Origin of the sequence: Desulfosediminicola ganghwensis, assembly GCF_005116675.2 — a bacterium.
Taxonomy (GTDB): Bacteria; Desulfobacterota; Desulfobulbia; order Desulfobulbales; family Desulfocapsaceae; genus Desulfopila; species Desulfopila ganghwensis.
This window is the reverse complement of sequence record NZ_CP050699.1, coordinates 335548-354653: the sequence shown is the minus strand read 5'-3', so window position 1 is coordinate 354653 and position 19106 is coordinate 335548. Positions and strand designations below refer to the sequence as shown.

At 51.2% G+C, this 19106-nt stretch carries 15 protein-coding genes, 1 tRNA gene, 1 pseudogene and 1 riboswitch; of the genes and pseudogenes, 11 read left to right on the top strand and 6 right to left on the bottom strand.

Annotation, left to right across the window (positions count from 1 at the left end; translation table 11 throughout):
* The first annotated feature begins 34 nt into the window (after window positions 1-34).
* The 8 genes from FCL45_RS01520 (at window position 35) to FCL45_RS01485 (ending at window position 8158) form a co-directional block, all read left to right on the top strand.
* The gene (locus tag FCL45_RS01520) at window positions 35-1762 is read left to right on the top strand and encodes an L-aspartate oxidase (RefSeq protein ID WP_136799529.1); all 1728 of its coding nucleotides are present in this window, start codon (window positions 35-37) and stop codon (window positions 1760-1762) included.
* Window positions 1763-1810: 48 nt separating this feature from the next.
* Window positions 1811-2149: a succinate dehydrogenase/fumarate reductase transmembrane subunit gene (locus FCL45_RS01515; RefSeq protein ID WP_136799528.1), complete on the top strand. Its 339-nt coding sequence runs from the start codon at window positions 1811-1813 to the stop codon at window positions 2147-2149.
* 30 nt (window positions 2150-2179) lie between these two features.
* On the top strand, window positions 2180-3496 hold the full coding sequence (locus tag FCL45_RS01510; RefSeq protein WP_136799527.1) for a 2Fe-2S iron-sulfur cluster-binding protein: 1317 nt from the start codon (window positions 2180-2182) through the stop codon (window positions 3494-3496).
* Window positions 3497-3498: 2 nt separating this feature from the next.
* A complete protein-coding gene (locus tag FCL45_RS01505) occupies window positions 3499-4956 on the top strand; it encodes a cytochrome b N-terminal domain-containing protein (RefSeq protein WP_136799526.1) in 1458 nt (485 codons plus the stop codon).
* 91 nt (window positions 4957-5047) lie between these two features.
* Window positions 5048-5929, top strand: a complete 882-nt coding sequence (locus tag FCL45_RS01500; protein WP_136799525.1) for a fumarate hydratase — start codon at window positions 5048-5050, stop codon at window positions 5927-5929.
* A gap of 20 nt (window positions 5930-5949) precedes the next feature.
* Window positions 5950-6540, top strand: coding sequence for a FumA C-terminus/TtdB family hydratase beta subunit (locus FCL45_RS01495; RefSeq protein ID WP_136799524.1), 591 nt, complete (start codon window positions 5950-5952; stop codon window positions 6538-6540).
* Between the two features lie 205 nt (window positions 6541-6745).
* Window positions 6746-7126, top strand: a complete 381-nt coding sequence (locus FCL45_RS01490) for a hypothetical protein (RefSeq protein WP_136799523.1) — start codon at window positions 6746-6748, stop codon at window positions 7124-7126.
* A gap of 261 nt (window positions 7127-7387) precedes the next feature.
* Window positions 7388-8158: a sulfite exporter TauE/SafE family protein gene (locus FCL45_RS01485; RefSeq protein ID WP_136799522.1), complete on the top strand. Its 771-nt coding sequence runs from the start codon at window positions 7388-7390 to the stop codon at window positions 8156-8158.
* 344 nt (window positions 8159-8502) lie between these two features.
* On the opposite strand, the gene FCL45_RS01480 is transcribed toward FCL45_RS01485, so the two are convergent.
* The gene (locus tag FCL45_RS01480) at window positions 8503-9132 is read right to left on the bottom strand and encodes a GNAT family N-acetyltransferase (protein WP_136799521.1); all 630 of its coding nucleotides are present in this window, start codon (window positions 9130-9132) and stop codon (window positions 8503-8505) included.
* 337 nt (window positions 9133-9469) lie between these two features.
* On the opposite strand from FCL45_RS01480, the gene FCL45_RS01475 reads away from it, so the two are divergent.
* Window positions 9470-10315: a universal stress protein gene (locus FCL45_RS01475; RefSeq protein ID WP_167495895.1), complete on the top strand. Its 846-nt coding sequence runs from the start codon at window positions 9470-9472 to the stop codon at window positions 10313-10315.
* On the top strand, window positions 10312-12981 hold the full coding sequence (locus tag FCL45_RS01470) for a cation-translocating P-type ATPase (protein ID WP_136799519.1): 2670 nt from the start codon (window positions 10312-10314) through the stop codon (window positions 12979-12981). The genes FCL45_RS01475 and FCL45_RS01470 overlap by 4 nt, the downstream gene beginning before the upstream one ends.
* Window positions 12982-13142: 161 nt before the next feature.
* Here FCL45_RS01470 and FCL45_RS25150 read toward each other — a convergent pair.
* Together FCL45_RS25150 and FCL45_RS01465 are read right to left on the bottom strand one after the other, a co-directional pair.
* Window positions 13143-13271: pseudogene (locus FCL45_RS25150) on the bottom strand (addiction module toxin RelE); the annotation flags it as partial.
* A 215-nt stretch (window positions 13272-13486) separates the two neighbouring features.
* A tRNA-Leu gene (locus tag FCL45_RS01465) sits at window positions 13487-13573 on the bottom strand.
* Between the two features lie 614 nt (window positions 13574-14187).
* Between FCL45_RS01465 and gltS the strand changes: the two genes are divergently transcribed.
* Window positions 14188-15414 (top strand): sodium/glutamate symporter, encoded by a 1227-nt coding sequence (gltS, locus tag FCL45_RS01460; RefSeq protein ID WP_136799518.1) that lies wholly within the window; start codon window positions 14188-14190, stop codon window positions 15412-15414.
* Between the two features lie 115 nt (window positions 15415-15529).
* Here the strand turns inward: gltS and FCL45_RS01455 are convergent, their stop codons facing one another.
* The 3 genes from FCL45_RS01455 to apaH all read right to left on the bottom strand — a co-directional run bounded on the left by FCL45_RS01455 (window position 15530) and on the right by apaH (window position 18531).
* On the bottom strand, window positions 15530-16069 hold the full coding sequence (locus FCL45_RS01455) for a hypothetical protein (protein ID WP_136799517.1): 540 nt from the start codon (window positions 16067-16069) through the stop codon (window positions 15530-15532).
* Complete coding sequence (locus FCL45_RS01450) at window positions 16066-17271, bottom strand: NRAMP family divalent metal transporter (RefSeq protein ID WP_136799516.1); 1206 nt, start codon at window positions 17269-17271, stop codon at window positions 16066-16068. The genes FCL45_RS01455 and FCL45_RS01450 overlap by 4 nt, the downstream gene beginning before the upstream one ends.
* A 152-nt stretch (window positions 17272-17423) precedes the next feature.
* A riboswitch (TPP riboswitch) is annotated at window positions 17424-17524 on the bottom strand.
* 182 nt (window positions 17525-17706) lie between these two features.
* Entirely contained in the window at window positions 17707-18531 is an 825-nt protein-coding gene (gene apaH, locus FCL45_RS01445; RefSeq protein ID WP_136799515.1) for a bis(5'-nucleosyl)-tetraphosphatase (symmetrical) ApaH, read from the bottom strand.
* Window positions 18532-19106: the final 575 nt, after the last annotated feature.

Here is a 19106-nt window from a genome sequence, read left to right as displayed (position 1 = left end):
TTGTAATTTCCAATTTAACCTCAGGAGTGACGCTATGTCTCACGAAACTTTAAAAACAGATATTCTAATTCTCGGGATGGGTGCTGCGGGGCAATTAGCAGCTCTCTATGCGTATGACGCTAATCCTGATCTTAAAATCACAATCGTAACGAAGGCGCTCAAGGGGAAAGGGGGCTGCAGCCGAATGGTTCAGGGCGGCCTCAATGTCGTTTTAAACGATTCAGATTCCCACGAAAAGCACCTGATGGATACCCTCAAGGGTGGTCAGTATGTCAATGATCAGGATCTTGCCAGGACTCTCGTTGAAGAAGCAACTCCAACCATAAAAGAGATGGAAACACGATTTGGGTGCTTTTTCGATCGCAACCCTGACGGAACCATCCATCAGAAACCGTTTGCGGGGCAGTCGTTCGATAGGACGGTGCACAAGGGAGACTTGACAGGTATTGAAATGATCAGTCGCACGACTGAGCAGATCATGAAGCGGGATATCCAAGTTCTCGAGGAATGCAGAGCTGTGGACCTTCTTACTGACGATTCAGGGGATGAGGTCACAGGGGCTTTGATGCTGGATATGAAACAGGGACGATTCGTCGTTATTGAGGCTGCCGCAACACTGGTGGCAACCGGTGGCGGTCCTACCCAGTATAGTTTCCATGCTCCCGGCCCGGAAAAATCTGTAGATGGCCTGGCGATGCTTTACCGTGCCGGTGTCCGATTGCGGGATATGGAAATGATTCAATTTCATCCTACGGGACTGATAATCCCCGGAAGCGTAGTGGCTGGTTCACTTCTCGAGGAAGGATTGCGTGGAGCCGGGGCGCACCTCTATAACGGGGAGGGAAAGCGCTACATGCATAAGTACGACCCTGCAGAAGAACGTGCAACACGAGATGTGGTGAGTCGTTCAGCATTCCTTGAAATGTTGGCGGGAAGGGCCTGCGTGGAGGGTGGCATCCAGATCGATGCCGCACATATGGGTGCGGAATTTGTCCTTAAGAATTTTCCTGGCATGGCAGCTCGCTGCCGGCAGTTTGGTTACGATCTCGCACGGGAGAGAGTACCCATTTCCCCGACCGCCCACTTTGTTATGGGTGGTGCCGACATTGATAAAAATTGTCATACCTCACTCCGACGCTTATTCGTTGCCGGCGAGGATTCCGGCGGCGTTCATGGCGGCAACCGTCTCGGCGGAAACGGTATTTGTGAATCTGCCGTCTATGGCCGGCAGGCTGGTAAATCCCTGGCCAGGTTCTTTAGGACCAACTCCTCTACCCCTCCTGAGACCGCACCTGGCCTGGTGGATGAACTCAAGAAAAAATTCACCGAACCATTCGGGCGATCCGGCTCCACGGAAGATGTATTCCAGCTCCGCAGGCAGCTGCAGGAATGTAACTGGAAAAAGGTCGGTGTTGTTCGTAACGGTCAGGACATGGAATCAGCAATAGGCGAAATCAACTTCCTGAAAGAAGAGTCTAAAAAAGTCAAAGTGACTGGCGGGGACAACTACAACATGGTTTGGAACACCTACATCGATTTGACGAACATGATCGATGTCTCAGACATGGTTGTTGCCAGTGCACTTGCACGCAAAGAATCAAGAGCTGCTCATTACAGAAGTGACTTCCCGGATCAAAATGATGAGATCGGCCTCTTCAACACATACCTGACCCTTGGTGACAATGGTTTACCTACGCTTCATTCTGAACCGGTTGATTTTAAATATAAATCCGCCGAGGAATGCAGAAATCACAAAAAATAAATCGAAATCGAAATACCTAAGAGCCACCTAAAAGAAAAGGAAACCAAGATGGAACAGCAAAATGTAAACAATTATCGTAAACCGCTTCAATGGGGTGAACTTGATCCGAACAGGCATCGTAACATGTTTGTCGGGATGTGGGCCTGGATGTGGCAGCGTATCACGGCTGTTGCGATCATCTTTCTACTCGGCCTGCATGTCACACTTACCTATAAACCGTGGCTGCAGTTTCTGCTGCTGCTGGCGGTAACCTTCCATGCAACACTTGGGTTGCGGGTAATCCTCCTCGACTTCAACCTGGTCAATGTCAAGTATCAACGTGCTTTGATCTGGGGGCTTACCGCTCTTGGGCTTGTTATTGCCGGACTGATCTGGCGGGCTATGTAATCGTCAACTTCTAAAACGAGGAGGCATCTTATGGCTCAAGAACAAGGGAACACAAGAAAAGTTGCAATATACAGGTATGATCCAACGGTGGGAGGGGACGGTCATTATGACCACTACGATCTCCACATAGAGGACGAGACCAATACCACGATCCTTGATGTATTGCTGCGAATCCAGAGGGAGCAGGATTCGACCCTGGCCTTTCGCTATGCATGCAGGGTCAATATGTGCGGATCGTGCGCTGTAGTCATAAATGGCCGGGAAGGGCTGGCCTGTAAAACCAATGTGTCGGATTTTGCTGAATCTAAAGATCTGACCATCAGGCCGTTGAATCATTTCCCGGTGGTTAAGGACCTAGTTGTTGATATGGGGCCGTTTTTTGAAAAATACGAGGAGTGTTTACCGTTTTTCGAACCCAGGGATATGAGTGAGGAGCCGGCTATTATCAGACCGGACTCCATAGAGCGGAGGGCAATCGGTTTTTCAACTGAATGTATCGCTTGCGGCTGCTGTGTTTCGAGCTGCACAATGGTCAATTATCACGATGGCTATGCCGGCCCCGCCCCGCTGAACCGTGCGTTCACGCTGTTGCTGGACAGTCGGGATGCGCTGTACGAAGAGCGGCTGGATCGTGTCCTACAGTCATGCTACAACTGCCGAACTGAGTTCAACTGTACTGAAGTGTGCCCGAAGGAGATCAGCTGTACCAGATCAATCAAGTTTATCCAACGCCTGGCAATCAAGGAGCCCTTCCGAGCAAAAGCAAAAAGTAAAGCTGAAGCAGCTGCCTCAGCGCCGGCGCACGGGGAGAATGTCGCTGCTGAACCATGTGCGGCGCATGCTTCAGGGGAGGCTGGTCAATGTGGTTGTGATGAAAACCTTGATACCGGTCGGAGGAATTTTCTCGCCAAGGTCACGGTTGGTCTCGGTGCAGTTTCCGCCCTCACGGTAGGTGGCGTTCTTGCTTCAACATTTGTGGGCCAGTCCTTGGACAAGAAGGAGCCGGTATGGGTGCCGGCGGGGAAGCTTGGTGATCTCAAGGAAGGCGACGTGACAACGGTAAACCTTCGATATGTTGAGAATGTCGGTTTCTACAACCAGGAACGGGTAAAGCCGGTAATGATCTACCGCAACCAGGAAGAAGACAAGGTCGTAGTGTATGACAGCCGCTGCACTCATTTAGGTTGCTCAGTTCATTGGGACGCTCGACAGAAACTCTTTCTGTGTGCCTGTCATGGAGGAGCTTTTGAACTCGATGGATCGGTAAAAGCAGGTCCGCCCCCTCGGCCGCTCGCTACACTCGAACATCGGGTTGAGAACGGAAATATACTAATAGCAATGGTGTAATCATGACAGATTTTCAGAAAGTACTCTTGCAGCGCATTGGTTGGGATGTTCACCTAAAACCTTTTCTTTACAAAAAACTCCCCACCAATCTTGGGTGGTCTGTGACTCTTGGCAGTCTTTGCGTGATGCTGTTCGTTTTGCTGGCGGTCACCGGGATGTTTTTGGCTATGTATTACAGCCCTTCTCCTGACAAGGCCTATCAGTCGATAGAGTATATCATGAATGATGTGCCCATGGGGGATATTCTTCGGGGGATTCATCACTGGGGTGCCGGAGCAATGGTTCTGGCAGTTTGCCTTCATCTTTATGCCGTGTTTTTTAATGGTTCATTCAAGGCGCCGCGTGAGTTGACCTGGATTGTCGGTGTGTTTTTGCTGTTTGCGACACTCGGTCTCGGCTTTACCGGTTATCTGCTGCCGTGGGATCAGAAGGCATACTGGGCGACTGTTGTCGCAACGGCAATACCCGGAGATATCCCGGTTGTCGGGGAGGGGATTACCAGCCTGATTCTCGGTGGCCAGGTCTCCGGATTTACCATCACCAGGTTTTACGCAATTCACATGCTCGTGCTGCCGACGGTTATGATTGTTCTGATTGCCGCGCATATATATCTGGTGAGGTTACACGGCGTAAGTGATCACAAGCCAAAAGCCAAGGGTGAGCTTGACGCTGCAGCCAACCATGCCACCACAACCAAGCTCTATCGTTTTTACCCAGAACATTGCGGACGAAGCACCCTGGTATTTATCGCAGTATTTGGAGCCATTATTTATTTATCGATCTTTGCTGATATTCCCAAAGAAGGCATAGTCGGCACCGTCGACGAGAGCTACCTTCCCCGTCCGGAATGGTATTTCATGTGGATATTCCAACTTCTGACGTTTTTTTCCGGATCAACGGAGGTTATCGGAAGCCTGGGTATTCCAACACTCTGTGCAGTTGTCCTTCTGGGGCTGCCATTTATTGAAAAATCCAAACATGTTGGGATGGCAAAACGTCCCCTCGCGACTGCGGTCGGGGTGAGCAGCGCTGTTGTCATTGTCTATCTCACGATAACCGCATTCGCCGCTGCTCGGGATTACGGCGGGGAGATCCTCTTACCTGAGCGAAATCTTACCGAAACCGAAAACGCAGGGTTGCAGATATATGTGAAACAGGATTGTGCCTATTGCCATCAGACCAGCGGTGAAGGCGGTCGGAGGGTTGGTCCTGATATGGCAAGGTTAAATCCCAAGGGAAGAACCAAGGAGTATCTCGCAGCGTATGTCAAGGATCCACAGGCTCAGAGCTCCTTTTCCATCATGCCGAAATACCCAATGAAACAAGATGAATTAGATGCTTTGGCCGAATTCATGCTGGCTCTTGACTTCCGGGACAATGCTGGCCGCCTGATTGAAAAACGCGAAGTACTCGAGCAGGGAAAAGCAAAAGAGAGTGTTTCACTGGTTACGGGACATTGATTACCGAAGCTCGGCATAACGATGGTTCCACGAGAAAGCGTTACATCACATTCTAGAGTTGAGCTGGATTAACATTATTGGAGGTACACCCATGGCTGATCTTGATTATCAAATTGTCGAAGATGTCGCTAAGGAGCTTTATATACGGGCGTTATGCGATTTGCCGCCCGATGTGCGGGAGGCCCTGAAAAAGGCCCATGACCGGGAAACAAACCCGACGGCTAAAGAGATCTTCAAAGCCATCTTCAAGACGATTGAGGTCGCGGACAAAAACAAGACACTGATTTGTCAGGATACCGGTCTCCCTATCTATATGGTTAAGGTAGGTTCCCAATTTCCCTGGAACGGCTACCAGATAAAAGAACGGTTGGCGAAGGGAGCCGAGCGTGCAACCCGGGAGTTTCCATTCAGGGGAAGCTCCACCCACCCACTGACAAGGATCAATCCACAAACCTCCGTTGGCGAGGGGCTACCCGTTGTGCACTATGACTTTGATGGGGAAAACGATTATCTCGATATCCTCATGATCCCAAAAGGTTCTGGGTCGGAAAACATGAGCACGATGAAGATGTTTTACCCAGCGCATGGGATATCCGCGCTCAAGAAGTTCGTAATTGATACCGTTTTTGAGACCGGAGCAAACCCGTGCCCCCCAGGGATCATTGGAATTGGTATCGGTGGTACGGCGGACCTGGTGATGAAACTTGCCAAAGAGGCAATTGCTCGCCCCGTCGGCCAGAGGCATCCGGATCCGCAAATTGCAGAGATGGAAGAAGAGCTTGAAGAGGCCATCAATTCAATGGATCGGGGCCCAATGGGACTCGGAGGCAAGATCACCACACTCGGCGTTCATATCGAGACTGCTTATACCCATATTACCCAAAACCCGATTGCCATCAATACCCAGTGTTGGCCAGCCCGGCGGGCTCGTGCAAAGATTTATCCAAACGGCAATGTTGAGTACGGATATTAACTACCAAGGAGGGAATCAGAATGGCAACTCACCACCTAACAACCCCATTCACAGATGAAGCGATCAGAAAGCTTCAAGCAGGAGATATCGTCTATTTTGACGGGACGCTTTTTGGCATTAGGGATTTGACGCAGATCTACATGTTTGACCAGAATCATGAACCGCCGGTCAGTCTTGCGGGAATGCCCTGTATTCACACAGCTCCAAGTTTGAAAAAAGTTGGGGACAAATGGGAAAAGATATGTGTCGGAACGACAACGAGCACTCGAATGGACCGTTTTTCCCCGGACCTGATCGGTCAATATGGTGTGAAGGCGATAATTGGTAAAGGTGGCCTCTATGAAGGCAGCTTGAAGGCAATGCAGGAACATGCAGCTGTATACCTGGCAATCGTTGGTGGTTCTGCAGCACTCGAGACCCAGCAGGTCGAGGAAGTTGAAGAGGTCTATTGGGAGCATCTCCACCCGGAGGCACTCTATAAATTTCGGGTAAAAGATTTCGGCCCCCTGACGGTGGCAATGGATAGTCATGGACGAAATCTTTTTGAAGAAGTCAAGGAGAAGACCCGCAGAAAGCTTCCTGAAATCTATAAAAGACTGCAAATCACCTAGAATAATTAATGGGGTAATAGAATACATGTAACAGACTGAATATGGAAAATTGAGTGAGTTGACGATATGGCGTCAGCTCACTCACCTAACCAGGGTCTGCACTGTATAAAACAACACAAACATTACCGACAACCCACTAAGGAACACTGGGCAAAGCATGTCTGGTCACTCCACCTGTCGGACTCAATGTCCATGTTATATTTACATGAACTACGCACGTAAAACTGATAAAGAGATAAAAGACATTGAAAGGATGATGTTGAGTCGTGCTATTCGTTCAAAAACGCCATTACTGATCGGTTTGTTTGTTACTGTTTTTGCATTTATCGCTGGCTTTATATTGCCTAATAAACATAGCAGTGTAATTAATGGACCAACAATTAAAGTGTTAATTTTTGCATCATGTTGTGGCGTTTTTTCAACATTTTTTTTCCACATTTTGCAAATAGCAAGAAAAAGAGATCTATTTGATGGATCATATTGTTGTGTTTGCAAAGAATGTAAAAGTATCTATTACTCATCTGAATCTCAATGTGAGTGTGGCGGAAGGCTTGAGCCACAGGAATATTACAATAAGATGGAATAAATATAATTGGCGATCGAACCGGACTGGAAGTTTGCTGGCAACCTTCATGTTCTTTGCGAAGTTGCAATAGATACCACGATTAATAATATTTGCAGATTGATAGTCTATTTTTATTCCAGCAATTCTCATGCTGTTTGCGCCGGTAGTAGTATTCCCCGCCATCGCCACCTGGTTGCCCAGCACAATATAACAGTATCGTAATCGACATCCGCTGGAACGGCAAAAGTAATTCGCTGCAATGCTGGCACAATAGGTGAGACCATGAGCTACACTGACATTATTATTATTGCGTTTGCAGTTTTCGGTTCTGCAGTCATAAAGAATGGTGTCGGTGTAGGTGCCGGAATCTTTCTTCTTCCTTTCCTTGCCCTTGTGCTGCCGGCAAAAGTTGCTCTAGGACTTGGTGCACCGGCCATGTTGATTTCTGATATTATAGGTGTCCGGAATTATTGGGGGGAGTGGGATAAAAAGGAGCTGCTGATATTGATGCCGTTTGCTGCTCTCGGTGTTCTGCTGGGTAGTTACCTTGTGGTAATTACTCCGGACACTGTTTTCAAGCATGGGGTTGGAGTCTTTGCCCTGCTATTTGCATCCCATCAAATCGTAAAAACAATCAGAATCCGGTATTTCAATCCTGCTGAAACGAAAACAGGAACGTCCATAGAGAGAATGCAGAGTCGGACCTATACGGTTTTGTTTGGCTTTCTAGGCGGAATTGCCAGCACCGTGGCTCACGCAGGTGGCCTTATGATGTCAGTATATATGCTGCAGAAAAGGTCAAACCCGAGAACTTTTGTAGGCACGCTGGTCCTTTTTTTCGCCCTGATCAATCTGTTCAAAATCTTTGCTTACTCAGGGATTGGAATTATCACTGACCAGGTTTTAATCCTTGTTCTGGCATTTTCTCCAATAATTATTATCGGAGGTGTATTGGGAAACGCTCTAAATAAAAGAGTGTCGCAGGAACTTTTTCGCCTAATTGTTCTTACACTAATATTTTTAATCGGTTTACGACTTTTATGGCTTGCATGATGTGAAAGAACGTGAATCTGAAGGTGAACCGCAGGGGGTATAAATAAGACCAACAACCCCGGTTACCTTCTGCCCTTTGACTGTTGTGCACGAGATGGGTAAACCATGACTGCAGTTCAAGGCAATTCCGGAAGGATATTGCGAAAACTTCATCACATTCGGGACATACGCACATACGGGGTAAGGTCATGACAATCGATTGTGAATTGGTATCATTGCCGCTTCTCCTGCCCCTGTTTCGAGAGATACGGGTTAACCGTGTAATCCCTTATTGGGAAGCCTCAACGGTTGTATCAACTACATCCGCCGTTATTAGGTAGAGTTGCTGCAGGTGGAGAAGGGCGTCACAGCCGTAGTTCCAGTAGCCTGAGACCTGGATCATCGCTGACCGGCTTTGTGGTAAAACCAAATGCCGCAGCAAGGCGCAACATCAGGATATTGTCGCTGAGCACTTCACCGTAGAGGGTGGCTGTGCCACGGTTGCGGGCATAGTCGATAATCCGCCCCAGCAGTAAGGGACCGAGACCGCTGCCCGTCATTTCCCTTCTCAGGAGTATCGCAAATTCCGCCCTCTCGTTGTCCGGGTCTGCACTTATTCTCACGCCGCTATAGAGGAGTCTGCACCCCTGATTGTCGACTCCTTCGATAACCAGAGCCACCTCCCGGTCGTAATCGATCTGGGTGAACCGGGCCGCCAGCTCATGGGGCAGGGTTCGCATGGGATGCAGGAAACGCATCCGCACATCTTCAGGGGGCAGTGAGGAAACGATATCCTGGAGGCCACGCTCATCCTCCGGCCGGATTGGTCGCAGGAGCAGCTGGGTTGCATCCAGAAGAACAACGATTTCCTCAAGTTCCTGCGGATAGGGACGAATCGCCAGGCGATCGGCGGCCGGCCCTTTGCTGTGGGCGATCCGGTAGTTCCCCGCGCATGCTCTCCCAGGAAAAAGATGCCCGTAGCGTCTGGTAATCAATGGGGAATGGGGGAGAGCGGAATGGTTTTGTCACATTGTTTCCGGTGTCTTTTTTGCCGGTGGTTCCAGACATACCTGTCTTTCGCACAGTATTAGTGGCCATTCGTCACCGTGATTTTATAGGCAAAAAAGTTTTGTTCTATTCAAGCTTATATACCTTTGCCCTGCAGAGTCAAACTGCCGGCGTGGTGTGGTTGCTCTATGTCCGATGGGCTTTGTCCCAGGGGGGCATTAGCGCTGCACGTTGTCAGTTTGCCATCCGGGGCCATTTACAGGACAATAATGACAAGGGACGGGATGCGGTTCTTTTCGAGGGATACGTTTGATGGAGGGTGCGATGGCCCGTTCGTTATATCTGGCATACGATGGTTCAATCAGTGGTGACTGGGTGGCCAGGTACGCACTCAGGATGGCCGGTGAGGTGCCGGACAGGCGGTTGCTGCTTGTCCACATCCAGGATGGTTCCATGCGCGCCGAGCGGTTGGAGGCGAAGCTGCAGCATATTGCCAGTGAAGGGCGGGCACTGGATGTGGAGCTGTCTGTCCAGATCCGGCGCTTAACGCAGAATGTGCTGACGAGCCTGCTCGAAGTGATCCCAGCCGGGGATGACGTCTATTGCATTTGCGGCGCCCGGGCCACTTCCAGGGGGAAAGGGTTTCTGGCGGGAACGGTCTCGCAGAGGCTGTTGAGAGCGAGGAAGTTCAACACCCTGGCACTGCGGGTCGTTGATCCGGGGCTGCTGGGTCGCCCGGGAAATGTCATGTTTCCCCTCGGCGGACACCCCAGGGGATTTCAGGCGGCGATGCCGTTTCTCCAGCTGCTGGCTCCCTCTATCCACACGCTGACCCTGTTGCGGATCATGACGGTAAACACGCTGCTGTTCAGGTATCTGACCATCGCCAGGGCGCGAGATTTTTTGCATAAGGGCAATCTGTATCTCCGGCAGGTCATGGAAGAGATCGTGGCGGCCACAGATTCACCGAGCTTTCGCTTCGATGATCATGTGGTGTTGTCCGACGACTGGCCCAAGGAAATTCTCATCCAGGCCGCCAGGCTGCATGCCAGACTCGTCCTGCTCGGAGCCAGTGACAGGTTTTTGCAATCCCGGTTTTACTATGGTAACCGGCTTGAGCAGATCCTGCGTGAATCGCCCTGTGATGTTGGGATTTACAGGAAAATATGATGAATCGTCTTCACCATATTTCCCACCTGTCGCCTGACGAGGTATTTCAGCATCTGAACAGCAGGCCGACAGGACTTCGTCAAGAAGAAGTGGAAGAACGGCTCGCCCATGTCGGCCAGAACCGTTTTGATCGTCCCGACAGGTGGAAAAACGTCAGGAGTCTTGTCCACCAGTTCACCAATTTTTTCACGCTGCTGTTGTTGCTTTCCGCATTGATCTGTCTGGTCGCTCATCATGTCAATCCCGGTGAGAGCATGGATGTGCTGGGCTGGGCGCTCTTAGGAGTGGCGCTTATAAACGCCATGTTCAGCTTTATCCAGGAGTACCGGGCGGAAAAGGCCATGGAGGCGCTCAAACACTTCCTGCCGCAGCTGGTCGAGGTGCGTCGGGAAAACCGTTTGGTGCGGGAAAATGCCTGGCAGATTGTTCCCGGAGATGTGGTGCTGCTTGCCGAGGGTGACAAGATCCCGGCCGATATGCGACTCGTGGACACCAACCGCCTGAAAGTGGATAATTCTCCCCTTACCGGTGAGTCGCTGCCATGCGATGTCAGCGCGGAAATATCATCTACGGAGTATGGAGACCATGCCAACGTCGCCTATGCCGGCTGTTCGGTGGTGCGAGGTTCCGGCACGGGGGTAGTGTTCGCCACCGGCATCCGCACGGAATTCGGCAAAGTGGCACATCTTTCCCAGACCATTCGGCGGGTGAGGTCTCCGCTGGAGCGCAAGACCGCGCACATGGTCAGGGTGTTGACTATTATCGCCTGCACCATGGGGGGCTCCTTCTTTTTTTACGGGCTGTTGACCGGTAAACCCTTGTGGACCAACCTGGTGTTCATGATGGGTATTATCGTGGCCAATGTGCCGGAGGGGTTGCTGCCGACCTTTACCCTGTCGCTCGCCATCGGCAGCCTGCGCATGGCCAGAAAAAACGTGTTGGTGAAAAGCCTCAACGCCGTCGAGGCGCTTGGGGCGGTCCATGTCATCTGTTCGGACAAGACCGGCACTCTGACCATGAACAGGCTGACTATTACCAGCCTGCTTGATCCCTTTACCGGAGAGGTTCTCGAGGGAGTAGAGCGCAAGGGATTGCTACGAATGGCCCTGGCGGCTTCCGAGGTGCGACGGAGCGAGTCGGAACTTCTCGGTGACCCTTTGGATGTGGCGGTGGCCATGCTGTGCGAGGACGCGGGACTTGCTGTTGCCGAGGTCGAGTCGGCCGTCCGGCACAGATTTGCCTTTGATGTGGAAAAACGGCGATCCGGCGGTATCCTGCAGCATAAAGTCGGCTGGATATTCGTGGTTAAGGGAGCGTTCGAGGCCATCGCGCCGATGCTGGACCGGGAATGTAGCCGGGAGATGGTGAGCAGGGCAGAGGGCGTCATGCAGGATATGGCTTCCCGGGGGTTGCGGGTTATTACAGTCGCCTGGCGGCGGCTAAGCCCGGAAGCTCTCGCCGGAATACGGGGTGGGGAGGACTTTGACCAGGAGCAGTTGGAGCATGGCCTTGCCCTGGCCGGCTTTATCGGCCTTGAGGACCCGGTGCGGCCGGGGGTGGAGGAGGCTGTCGCCACCTGCCGAAAGGCAGGAATCGACGTCATCCTGATCACCGGCGATCATCCGGAAACCGCCACCGCCCTGGCGCGAAAGATCGGACTGGTGGGCGATGGTGGCACGGGGGAAACCTGCCTTACCGGTGATATTCTCAAAAAGCTTTCCACGAGCCGGCTTACCGAGAAGCTACGGCAGGGCGTGCGTATTTTCGCCAGGACCACACCGGCGCAGAAAATGAAGATCGTCACCGCCTTGCAGAAGATGGAAAAGGTGGTGGCCATGACCGGTGACGGGGTCAATGACGCTCCGGCTCTGAAGGCTGCCGATGTAGGTATCGCCATGGGGTTGAAGGGGACCGAGGTGGCAAGGGAATCGGCGCAGATCATCCTGCTTGACGACAACTTTTCCTCCATAGTGGCCGGTATCGAGGAGGGGCGAACAATCTTCCAGAACATCGGGAAATTCACCAATTATGTGCTGGTGAGCAATGGCCCGGAAATCCTGCCTTACCTGCTCTATATCGTCCTGCCGGTACCGTTGGCCCTAAACGTCATACAGATTCTCTCCATCGATCTCGGCACCGATATCATCCCTTCCATGGCACTGGGCCAGGAGCCGCCATCGACCGAAGTGATGGAGCGGCCGCCGCAAGATCTCGCTCAGGGGTTGCTGACACCGGGACTGCTGATTCACAGTTATCTGTTTCTCGGCCTGCTGGAGGGAGCGTGGTCGCTTTTTTTATTTTTCTATGTGCTCGTTGAAGGCGGCTGGCGCTATGGGGTCGAGCTGCCCACCGATTCAGCGCTCTATCGCTCGGCCACCGGCATTGCCCTTTCGACCATCCTGCTGATGCAGATCGGCAACCTCCTCGGCCGCCGTTATACCCTGCGCTCCGGGCTCGACAAGGGGATTTTTACAAATATTCTGATCGTGTCAGGTATCCTCATTCAGGTGGTCTTCTCATGGGCGACCCTGTATTGGCCGCCGCTGCAGAAAATTTTGAGTACCGGCCCAGTCAGCGGGCGGGTCTATGCCCTTGCCTGGCTGGGCATCCTCATAATCTTCGGTGCGGACTATATCCGCAAACGGTTTGTTGCCCGAAACGGCTAAGGTGGGGCTAAGAAATACTAAGAAATAATGAGTACGGTCTTGAATTGTAATTACGCACTATTAGAGGATAGTAATTTGCTCACCGTTGAATAATGTGGCCCCGGATGTTCGGTAATCTCTTTCAAGGTATAGCCGAATTAAAGCTAAGCCTTGACGATCCCTTTATTTGTTCTGTGGTAATGAGTGAATATGCTATTGAGCTGGCGCATGCCGAGGGACAGGTTTGCGTCGGGAGTTTCTATGGGAAGGTGATAATGATTGTCTATCAAACAGTAGGCATGACATATCCAGCTCTATCGATCCACAGGTTTGCCTGGAATCTCAAGGAATCCTAAAGGATCCGCCTGTGTCTGGTATATGTTTTCCTGAGTGGGCTGATCAGCTTGGGAGTGCTTCGGGGAAACGAATGTTGAACGAATTTGCCGGAATCGGGTAGGGTTGGGCAGCTGAACGGTTACAATAAAAAAAGGGCTGCAATCATAATGACTGCAGCCCTTTATCAATTTGGTGCCGAAGAGAAGACTCGAACTTCCACGGGGAAACCCCCACTAGACCCTGAACCTAGCGCGTCTACCAATTCCGCCACTTCGGCAACAATAGCGGCCCTGAATATCGTAGTTCAGAAGGGTTTTGTCAACACTTTCTTTTGCAGATATCTGCAAACAACCGAGGGGCAGGTCTGGAATTGCAACTATTACCAGATAGCCCAAAACACAGCGCCCCTGCCATACGACAGAATTTTAATAAGATACTTAAATTCTCAATTCTATTTTGAAGAACCTTCCTGCTGATGCCGCGGTTGTCTGGGGCGCGTTGTTTTTGGTCCGTCGGCTTTTTCAGGTGCCTCGATGATGGGATGCCCCATAATAAAAGGTGATCCCACTCAATGTGTGGAAGGTGGTTGAACATATTCTCCATATTACTAGGGAGGGCCACAAACTCACGTGACGATCCTGACTATCCAAGGGAGGGGCAGGCTCTTCGACCAGAAGTGCGTTAGGCTGCGTGCGGTGAATGAGGGCTTTCTTCTTGATTACAGACACTCCACTGTGCGACCATATACTTTGGGTGCGAGCTGGTTGGTGTATCGCTGAAAGAGGTCAGAAATCCTTTGAGGTGTAATGTGGAGCGCTGAGGAATATACATGAACACTCCGAGCGACAGGCAACGGGAGATGACAAAATAAGGCTGGGGGCCAGGCAGATTATGGAATTCGTCGACGGGGTTTTGTTAATAAAATCATTTCTGACGGTTACAATCGGTATTGTCATATTGTTTCTGGGTAAACGGTTAAACGATGCTGTGGAAGTCCTGCGGGAATACAGTATTCCCGAGCCGGTCACAGGAGGCCTGATCTGTTCTGTGTTGATAGCAGTCGTCTATCTGGCGACAGGGGTGGAAATTGAGTTTGACCTGGCGGCACGGGACGTCCTGCTGGTCTATTTTTTTACGACCATAGGTATAAATTCGAGTCTGAAAGATCTGCTTAACGGTGGTAAGCCGCTCATCATCCTCCTGGTCATAACCATCGGGTACATGTTTGTACAAAATATCACCGGTCTCAGCGTGGCGAAATTCTTTAGCTTGCAGTCCCAGGTTGGCTTGCTGGGTGGATCTATCTCCCTTATTGGCGGGCATGGCACCGCTATTGCCTGGGCGCCGCGGGTGGCGGAGGGTTATGCAATATCCAATGCCATGGAAATCGGCATTGCCTGTGCCACTTTCGGCTTAATACTGGCAAGTCTCATGGGAGGCCCGATCGGTAAGTTGCTTATTACCCGCTATAACCTCAAGCCGGCAGTGCAGGAGGCAATGGATGTCGGGGTGTCAGATGAAAACAAAGCTGATGAGAAGATAGACTATCTGGCATTTCTCGATTCGGTGCTGGCAATTCATGTGTGTATTATCTTCGGCTTGATCCTCAATGAAGCCATAGGTAAAGCGGGCCTGCAATTGCCTCTCTTTGTCACCTGTCTTTTCGCGGGTATCATCATCACGAATTGTATACCGGAATCATTCCCGAGGTGGTCGGGGACCAGATGGCCAAGCAGAAAACCCTCCATCGCCCTGCTTGCAGATATTTCTCTTGGCACATTTTTAGCCATGTCACTGATGAGTATGCAATTATGGACTTTGGTCGATTTAGCCGGACCGATATTAGCCATTCTGGCTGCGCAATTACTGGTTGCAGTGCTGGTTACTCTTTTCATCGTTTTCCCGGCAATGGGCAAAACATATGATGCCGCTGTCGTCTGTGCGGGTTTTGGCGGTATTTCTCTCGGCTCGACTCCAACCGCAATGGCAAATATGTCCTCGGTTTCAAAGCGTTATGGCCCGTCTCATTTGGCTTTTGTCATTGTGCCGCTGGTATGCGCATTCTTTATAGATCTTGTGAACGCGGTGATGATTCCGTTCTTTTTATCAAACTTTTAGTTCTGGGTCCGGAAGGGGAGGGGCAGGCCTTGAAATGAGGTGCCAACTGTACCACCTGTGTACTAGTTTCCTCTTCAGTTCAGGCTGTGCTGTATGGGCTCATGAGAAATTTGGGCTAAAGCAGGATCACCTGGTCGCTGGCGTCCATCAATTTATCGGATAGCCGTCTTTCCCGCCGGGTCAGGTCTGACTCGGCGAAAGTTGTGCCATAGTAGGCGTTGATGATCCTGGTGGCACTCATCTCCAGCGTCTTGAGAAACAGCTCAAGGCTACCGGACTGCAGATAGAGGGTGGCATCATTGATAAAAAGGATGTCACGTCTGTCTCCCCTGAACTCTTCTAACAACTCTTCTATTTTTCGCGCATTTTCCGTGGCCAGCTGCAGGGTGTGGGCAGCGTCCCGGCCCATGGAACGCGGGGCGGCAATGTCGGCGGTCAGATAGAGAACCGGGTTGCCGGAATCAAGAGCAAGCTTGCCGCCGATTCCGGCAACCGTTGCCGGGGCCAAATCTAGAACAGCCATCTGCCGGCCATAGCCTGCCTCTAAAAACCGCTGCAGAATCAGGCCGGTTTTGGTGGTCTTGCCTGAATTGACATCTCCTGCAATCAGCGTCTGCCGGTTGAGATACTGTTCAATATGGTCAGTTGTCATCATGCGATCCCGATTTTGGTAAGCAGAAACCGTACCGCCAGAAATGAGGTGACCAGCAGGGTGAGGCCGCCCATCAGGTTCAGCAGTGCTGAATTTCGCAGGCTGACGTCAGACCTGTTCAAGAGGTAGAGAATGATCGCAATGATCAGAGGGGTGCCGGTAAGGCCTAAAGCCAGCATCAGGGGCAGGAGCAGGAAAAAGCCGCCCTTTACGAAAGGGCCGAGCATGCTGACCAGGCAGCCTGCTATTATGGCGGCCGCAAAGCGCTTGTCCCTGACATCCAGCTCCCATCCCATCTTGTCCGAGATAAAATAGGCCCCGGCCATAAAGGTGGGAGAGAGGGTGGTCAAGGTGGCGCACCACAACCCGATCATGAAAATCTTCATCGCATTGTCCCCCAGAAATGGCTTGAGGGCCAGGGCCGCGTCCGTGGCACTGGTTACCGCTATGCCGTTGGGATGGAGAACCGCTGCCGCCACCAGAAAAATGGCCACACTGTAGAGACCGAGGGCCAGGCCCATGGAGGTAAAGGTGTCGAACCGGGCCAGCGAAAGCTCGCTTTGTTTCCAGCCCCTGGCATTGGTATTGTACGTATGCATGCCGATAATGGTGACATGAACGGCTCCGCCCATGATAGCCGCCATCATCATGGCCGCGTTGAGCCCCCCGGGGAGATTGGGACGAAGCCCCTGAACAATGCCAGGCAGAGAGAGTTCCGCCATAAAGAGCGTGGCCACAAAACAGGCAACGACAAAGATCACCAGAATTTTACAGAGCGTTTCAAATTTCCGGTATCCCTTGCGCACCAGAAATACCGAGATCAGTATGCCGTACAACATGCCCCAAAATGGGGTGTCCACGCCGGTAACCAGAGAGGTGATGCCCGACAGCGCGCTCATGAGCACCATGGCCGCCAGCCAGGTTGCCAGCAGCGCGTCTACGGTGAGCACCCATGCCCAGCGTTTCCCCAGATGTTTTTCCGTTGCGGCAATAATCCCCTGACCTTCAAGGATGCCTACCCTGGCTGCCAGATACTGTGCGGTGGTGCCGAATACCGCACTGAGGATCACTACCCACAGCAGCTGGTACCCATAGCTGACACCGGCAATGGCCACGCTGGCTAATGTCGCTGGCCCACAGGCAACTGCGCTGATGATCCACGCGGGACCCATCTCTCTTGCATATCGAACGTACTTGACTGGCATGGGATCTTCTGTTCCTTAAGTTCTGGAGAGTCAGCAACGGCTGCTCCGGTTTTCATGAACGCTCTTTTCTTTCAGGTAAAATGGTTCATGATAGCGAGACTGTCTAAGGAAGGGGAAGCTTTCTACGATGCCGGAAAGAACATTCCAGCGGGAAAAGCGATCTTCGAATTTCTTGCGACAGTGTGAACTGTATCAAGTTCGATGGGTATGATCTCAGCTCTGCAGACATTGCAAAACACCCCAATCGGAACGTGGAATTACTAATGATTTATCAACTAAAAAGCAAATCATTTTGAATCATGGGCGGCAACCAGCGGGCTAGCTGACCGATGATTCTGAGCTGGCCTTGTTTCTTGCCCGGATGCAAAACAGCTGATGCGCTGGGTGGTGGCGCTGTCTGAATGGTGCAGTCTTAGCAGATGAGCGGTGGCTGGTTTATTGCGGATTGGCAGAAAGTGCCGGTTGCCGGAAATAGTGTTGATCTTCCCAGCGCAGCATGGTCAGGAACCTGCCCCAGACACAGCCAGTATCCAGCCCGATGACGTTGTTATCATTGTCGTGGCATCCTTCCAGGGAGGCCCAGTGGCCGAAAATCACTGTTTTTTCCAGGGCGATACGTTGAGGTGAGGCGAACCACGGATGCAGGCCATTGCCGTTGATCTTGCCTGGCGACAGCTTGCATCTCATATCCAGACGTTGGTCGCTGAAGCAAAGACGCATCCGGGTGTAGGCATTAATGATATACCGGTATCTCTCTATACCCGATAACTCTTCATCCCAGGAATCGGGTTGATTGCCGTACATCTGTTCAATAAGCCATGGCCAGTTTTCACTGCGTAACAGGTTCTCGATTTCCCGCGCATTGTCTCGGGCTGTCGGCAGATCCCATTGGGGGGAGATCCCGGCGTGACACATGACAAATTCATCATGCTCTGCCAGCAACGGTTGTTGACGCAGCCAGTCAAGCAGTTGATTTTTATCAGGCGCGGTCAGGATCGGGGCGGTTTTGTCTTTGGGCCTAGGTGGAACAAGGTCGAGGGAGACCGCGAGCAGGTGCAGATCATGATTGCCTAAAACGACGGTTGCACTGTCCCCAAGACTGTGCACGAATCGTAATGTTTTCAATGATTCAGGGCCCTTGGCGACTAGGTCGCCGGCGAACCAGATACTATCCTGCTGTGGATTGAAGGCTGCTTTTTCAAGCAACAGCTTGAGTTCAGCAAGGCAGCCTTGCACATCTCCCACAATATATGTCGACAAAATAACCTCACTCAGTTGGAACCGTTGAATAGCGCCGGGAAGAAGTGTTCGATTTAAGACGCAAACATCAGGCCATGTACATTACGCAGGACACATCGCCCTGACCTTATTTCAAAGGGTGTTTCTACAGCATTGCTGCCAATACTGTAAACAGATTAATCATTGTGGACGGGATGAGGATGGAGGGTGATAATCAAACGGAGTCACAATCAAACACCAATCAAACACAATCAAATAAGGTCAGACCACGATATAAATTTATAAAGCTACCAAAAACCTGTTTTGTCTCCGGTAGATGGCTTGAACAGAAGGCGACGTGCATAGGTCTGCACTATTCAAATAATCCTTATTTTTCTTGACTTGTTTACCGCGTCATAGTGTAAACAGCCCCTTCTGTTTTGCAGCTACTAACATTTGCACACGACATCGCCCATGTAAGGCAGTGTTCCGGGTTCACTGTGTCTGCAAGAAAAATTGAGGACTATGCCCATTTTATGGGTGTGTTTAACATATCATTATTGATTCGAGCATTTGTGAAACCGCTTATCAGCGGAAATGCCAGTACGTAAAGGAGT

What these genes read in the sequence shown, in the direction of transcription:
- FCL45_RS01520 (WP_136799529.1), top strand. Translation starts at nt 35, where the DNA reads ATGTCTCACGAAACTTTAAAAACAGATATTCTAATTCTCGGGATGGGT.
- FCL45_RS01515 (WP_136799528.1), top strand. Translation starts at nt 1,811, where the DNA reads ATGGAACAGCAAAATGTAAACAATTATCGTAAACCGCTTCAATGGGGT.
- FCL45_RS01510 (WP_136799527.1), top strand. Translation starts at nt 2,180, where the DNA reads ATGGCTCAAGAACAAGGGAACACAAGAAAAGTTGCAATATACAGGTAT.
- FCL45_RS01505 (WP_136799526.1), top strand. Translation starts at nt 3,499, where the DNA reads ATGACAGATTTTCAGAAAGTACTCTTGCAGCGCATTGGTTGGGATGTT.
- FCL45_RS01500 (WP_136799525.1), top strand. Translation starts at nt 5,048, where the DNA reads ATGGCTGATCTTGATTATCAAATTGTCGAAGATGTCGCTAAGGAGCTT.
- FCL45_RS01495 (WP_136799524.1), top strand. Translation starts at nt 5,950, where the DNA reads ATGGCAACTCACCACCTAACAACCCCATTCACAGATGAAGCGATCAGA.
- FCL45_RS01490 (WP_136799523.1), top strand. Translation starts at nt 6,746, where the DNA reads ATGAACTACGCACGTAAAACTGATAAAGAGATAAAAGACATTGAAAGG.
- FCL45_RS01485 (WP_136799522.1), top strand. Translation starts at nt 7,388, where the DNA reads ATGAGCTACACTGACATTATTATTATTGCGTTTGCAGTTTTCGGTTCT.
- FCL45_RS01475 (WP_167495895.1), top strand. Translation starts at nt 9,470, where the DNA reads ATGGCCCGTTCGTTATATCTGGCATACGATGGTTCAATCAGTGGTGAC.
- FCL45_RS01470 (WP_136799519.1), top strand. Translation starts at nt 10,312, where the DNA reads ATGATGAATCGTCTTCACCATATTTCCCACCTGTCGCCTGACGAGGTA.
- gltS (WP_136799518.1), top strand. Translation starts at nt 14,188, where the DNA reads ATGGAATTCGTCGACGGGGTTTTGTTAATAAAATCATTTCTGACGGTT.
- FCL45_RS01455 (WP_136799517.1), bottom strand. Translation starts at nt 16,069, where the DNA reads ATGATGACAACTGACCATATTGAACAGTATCTCAACCGGCAGACGCTG.
- FCL45_RS01450 (WP_136799516.1), bottom strand. Translation starts at nt 17,271, where the DNA reads ATGCCAGTCAAGTACGTTCGATATGCAAGAGAGATGGGTCCCGCGTGG.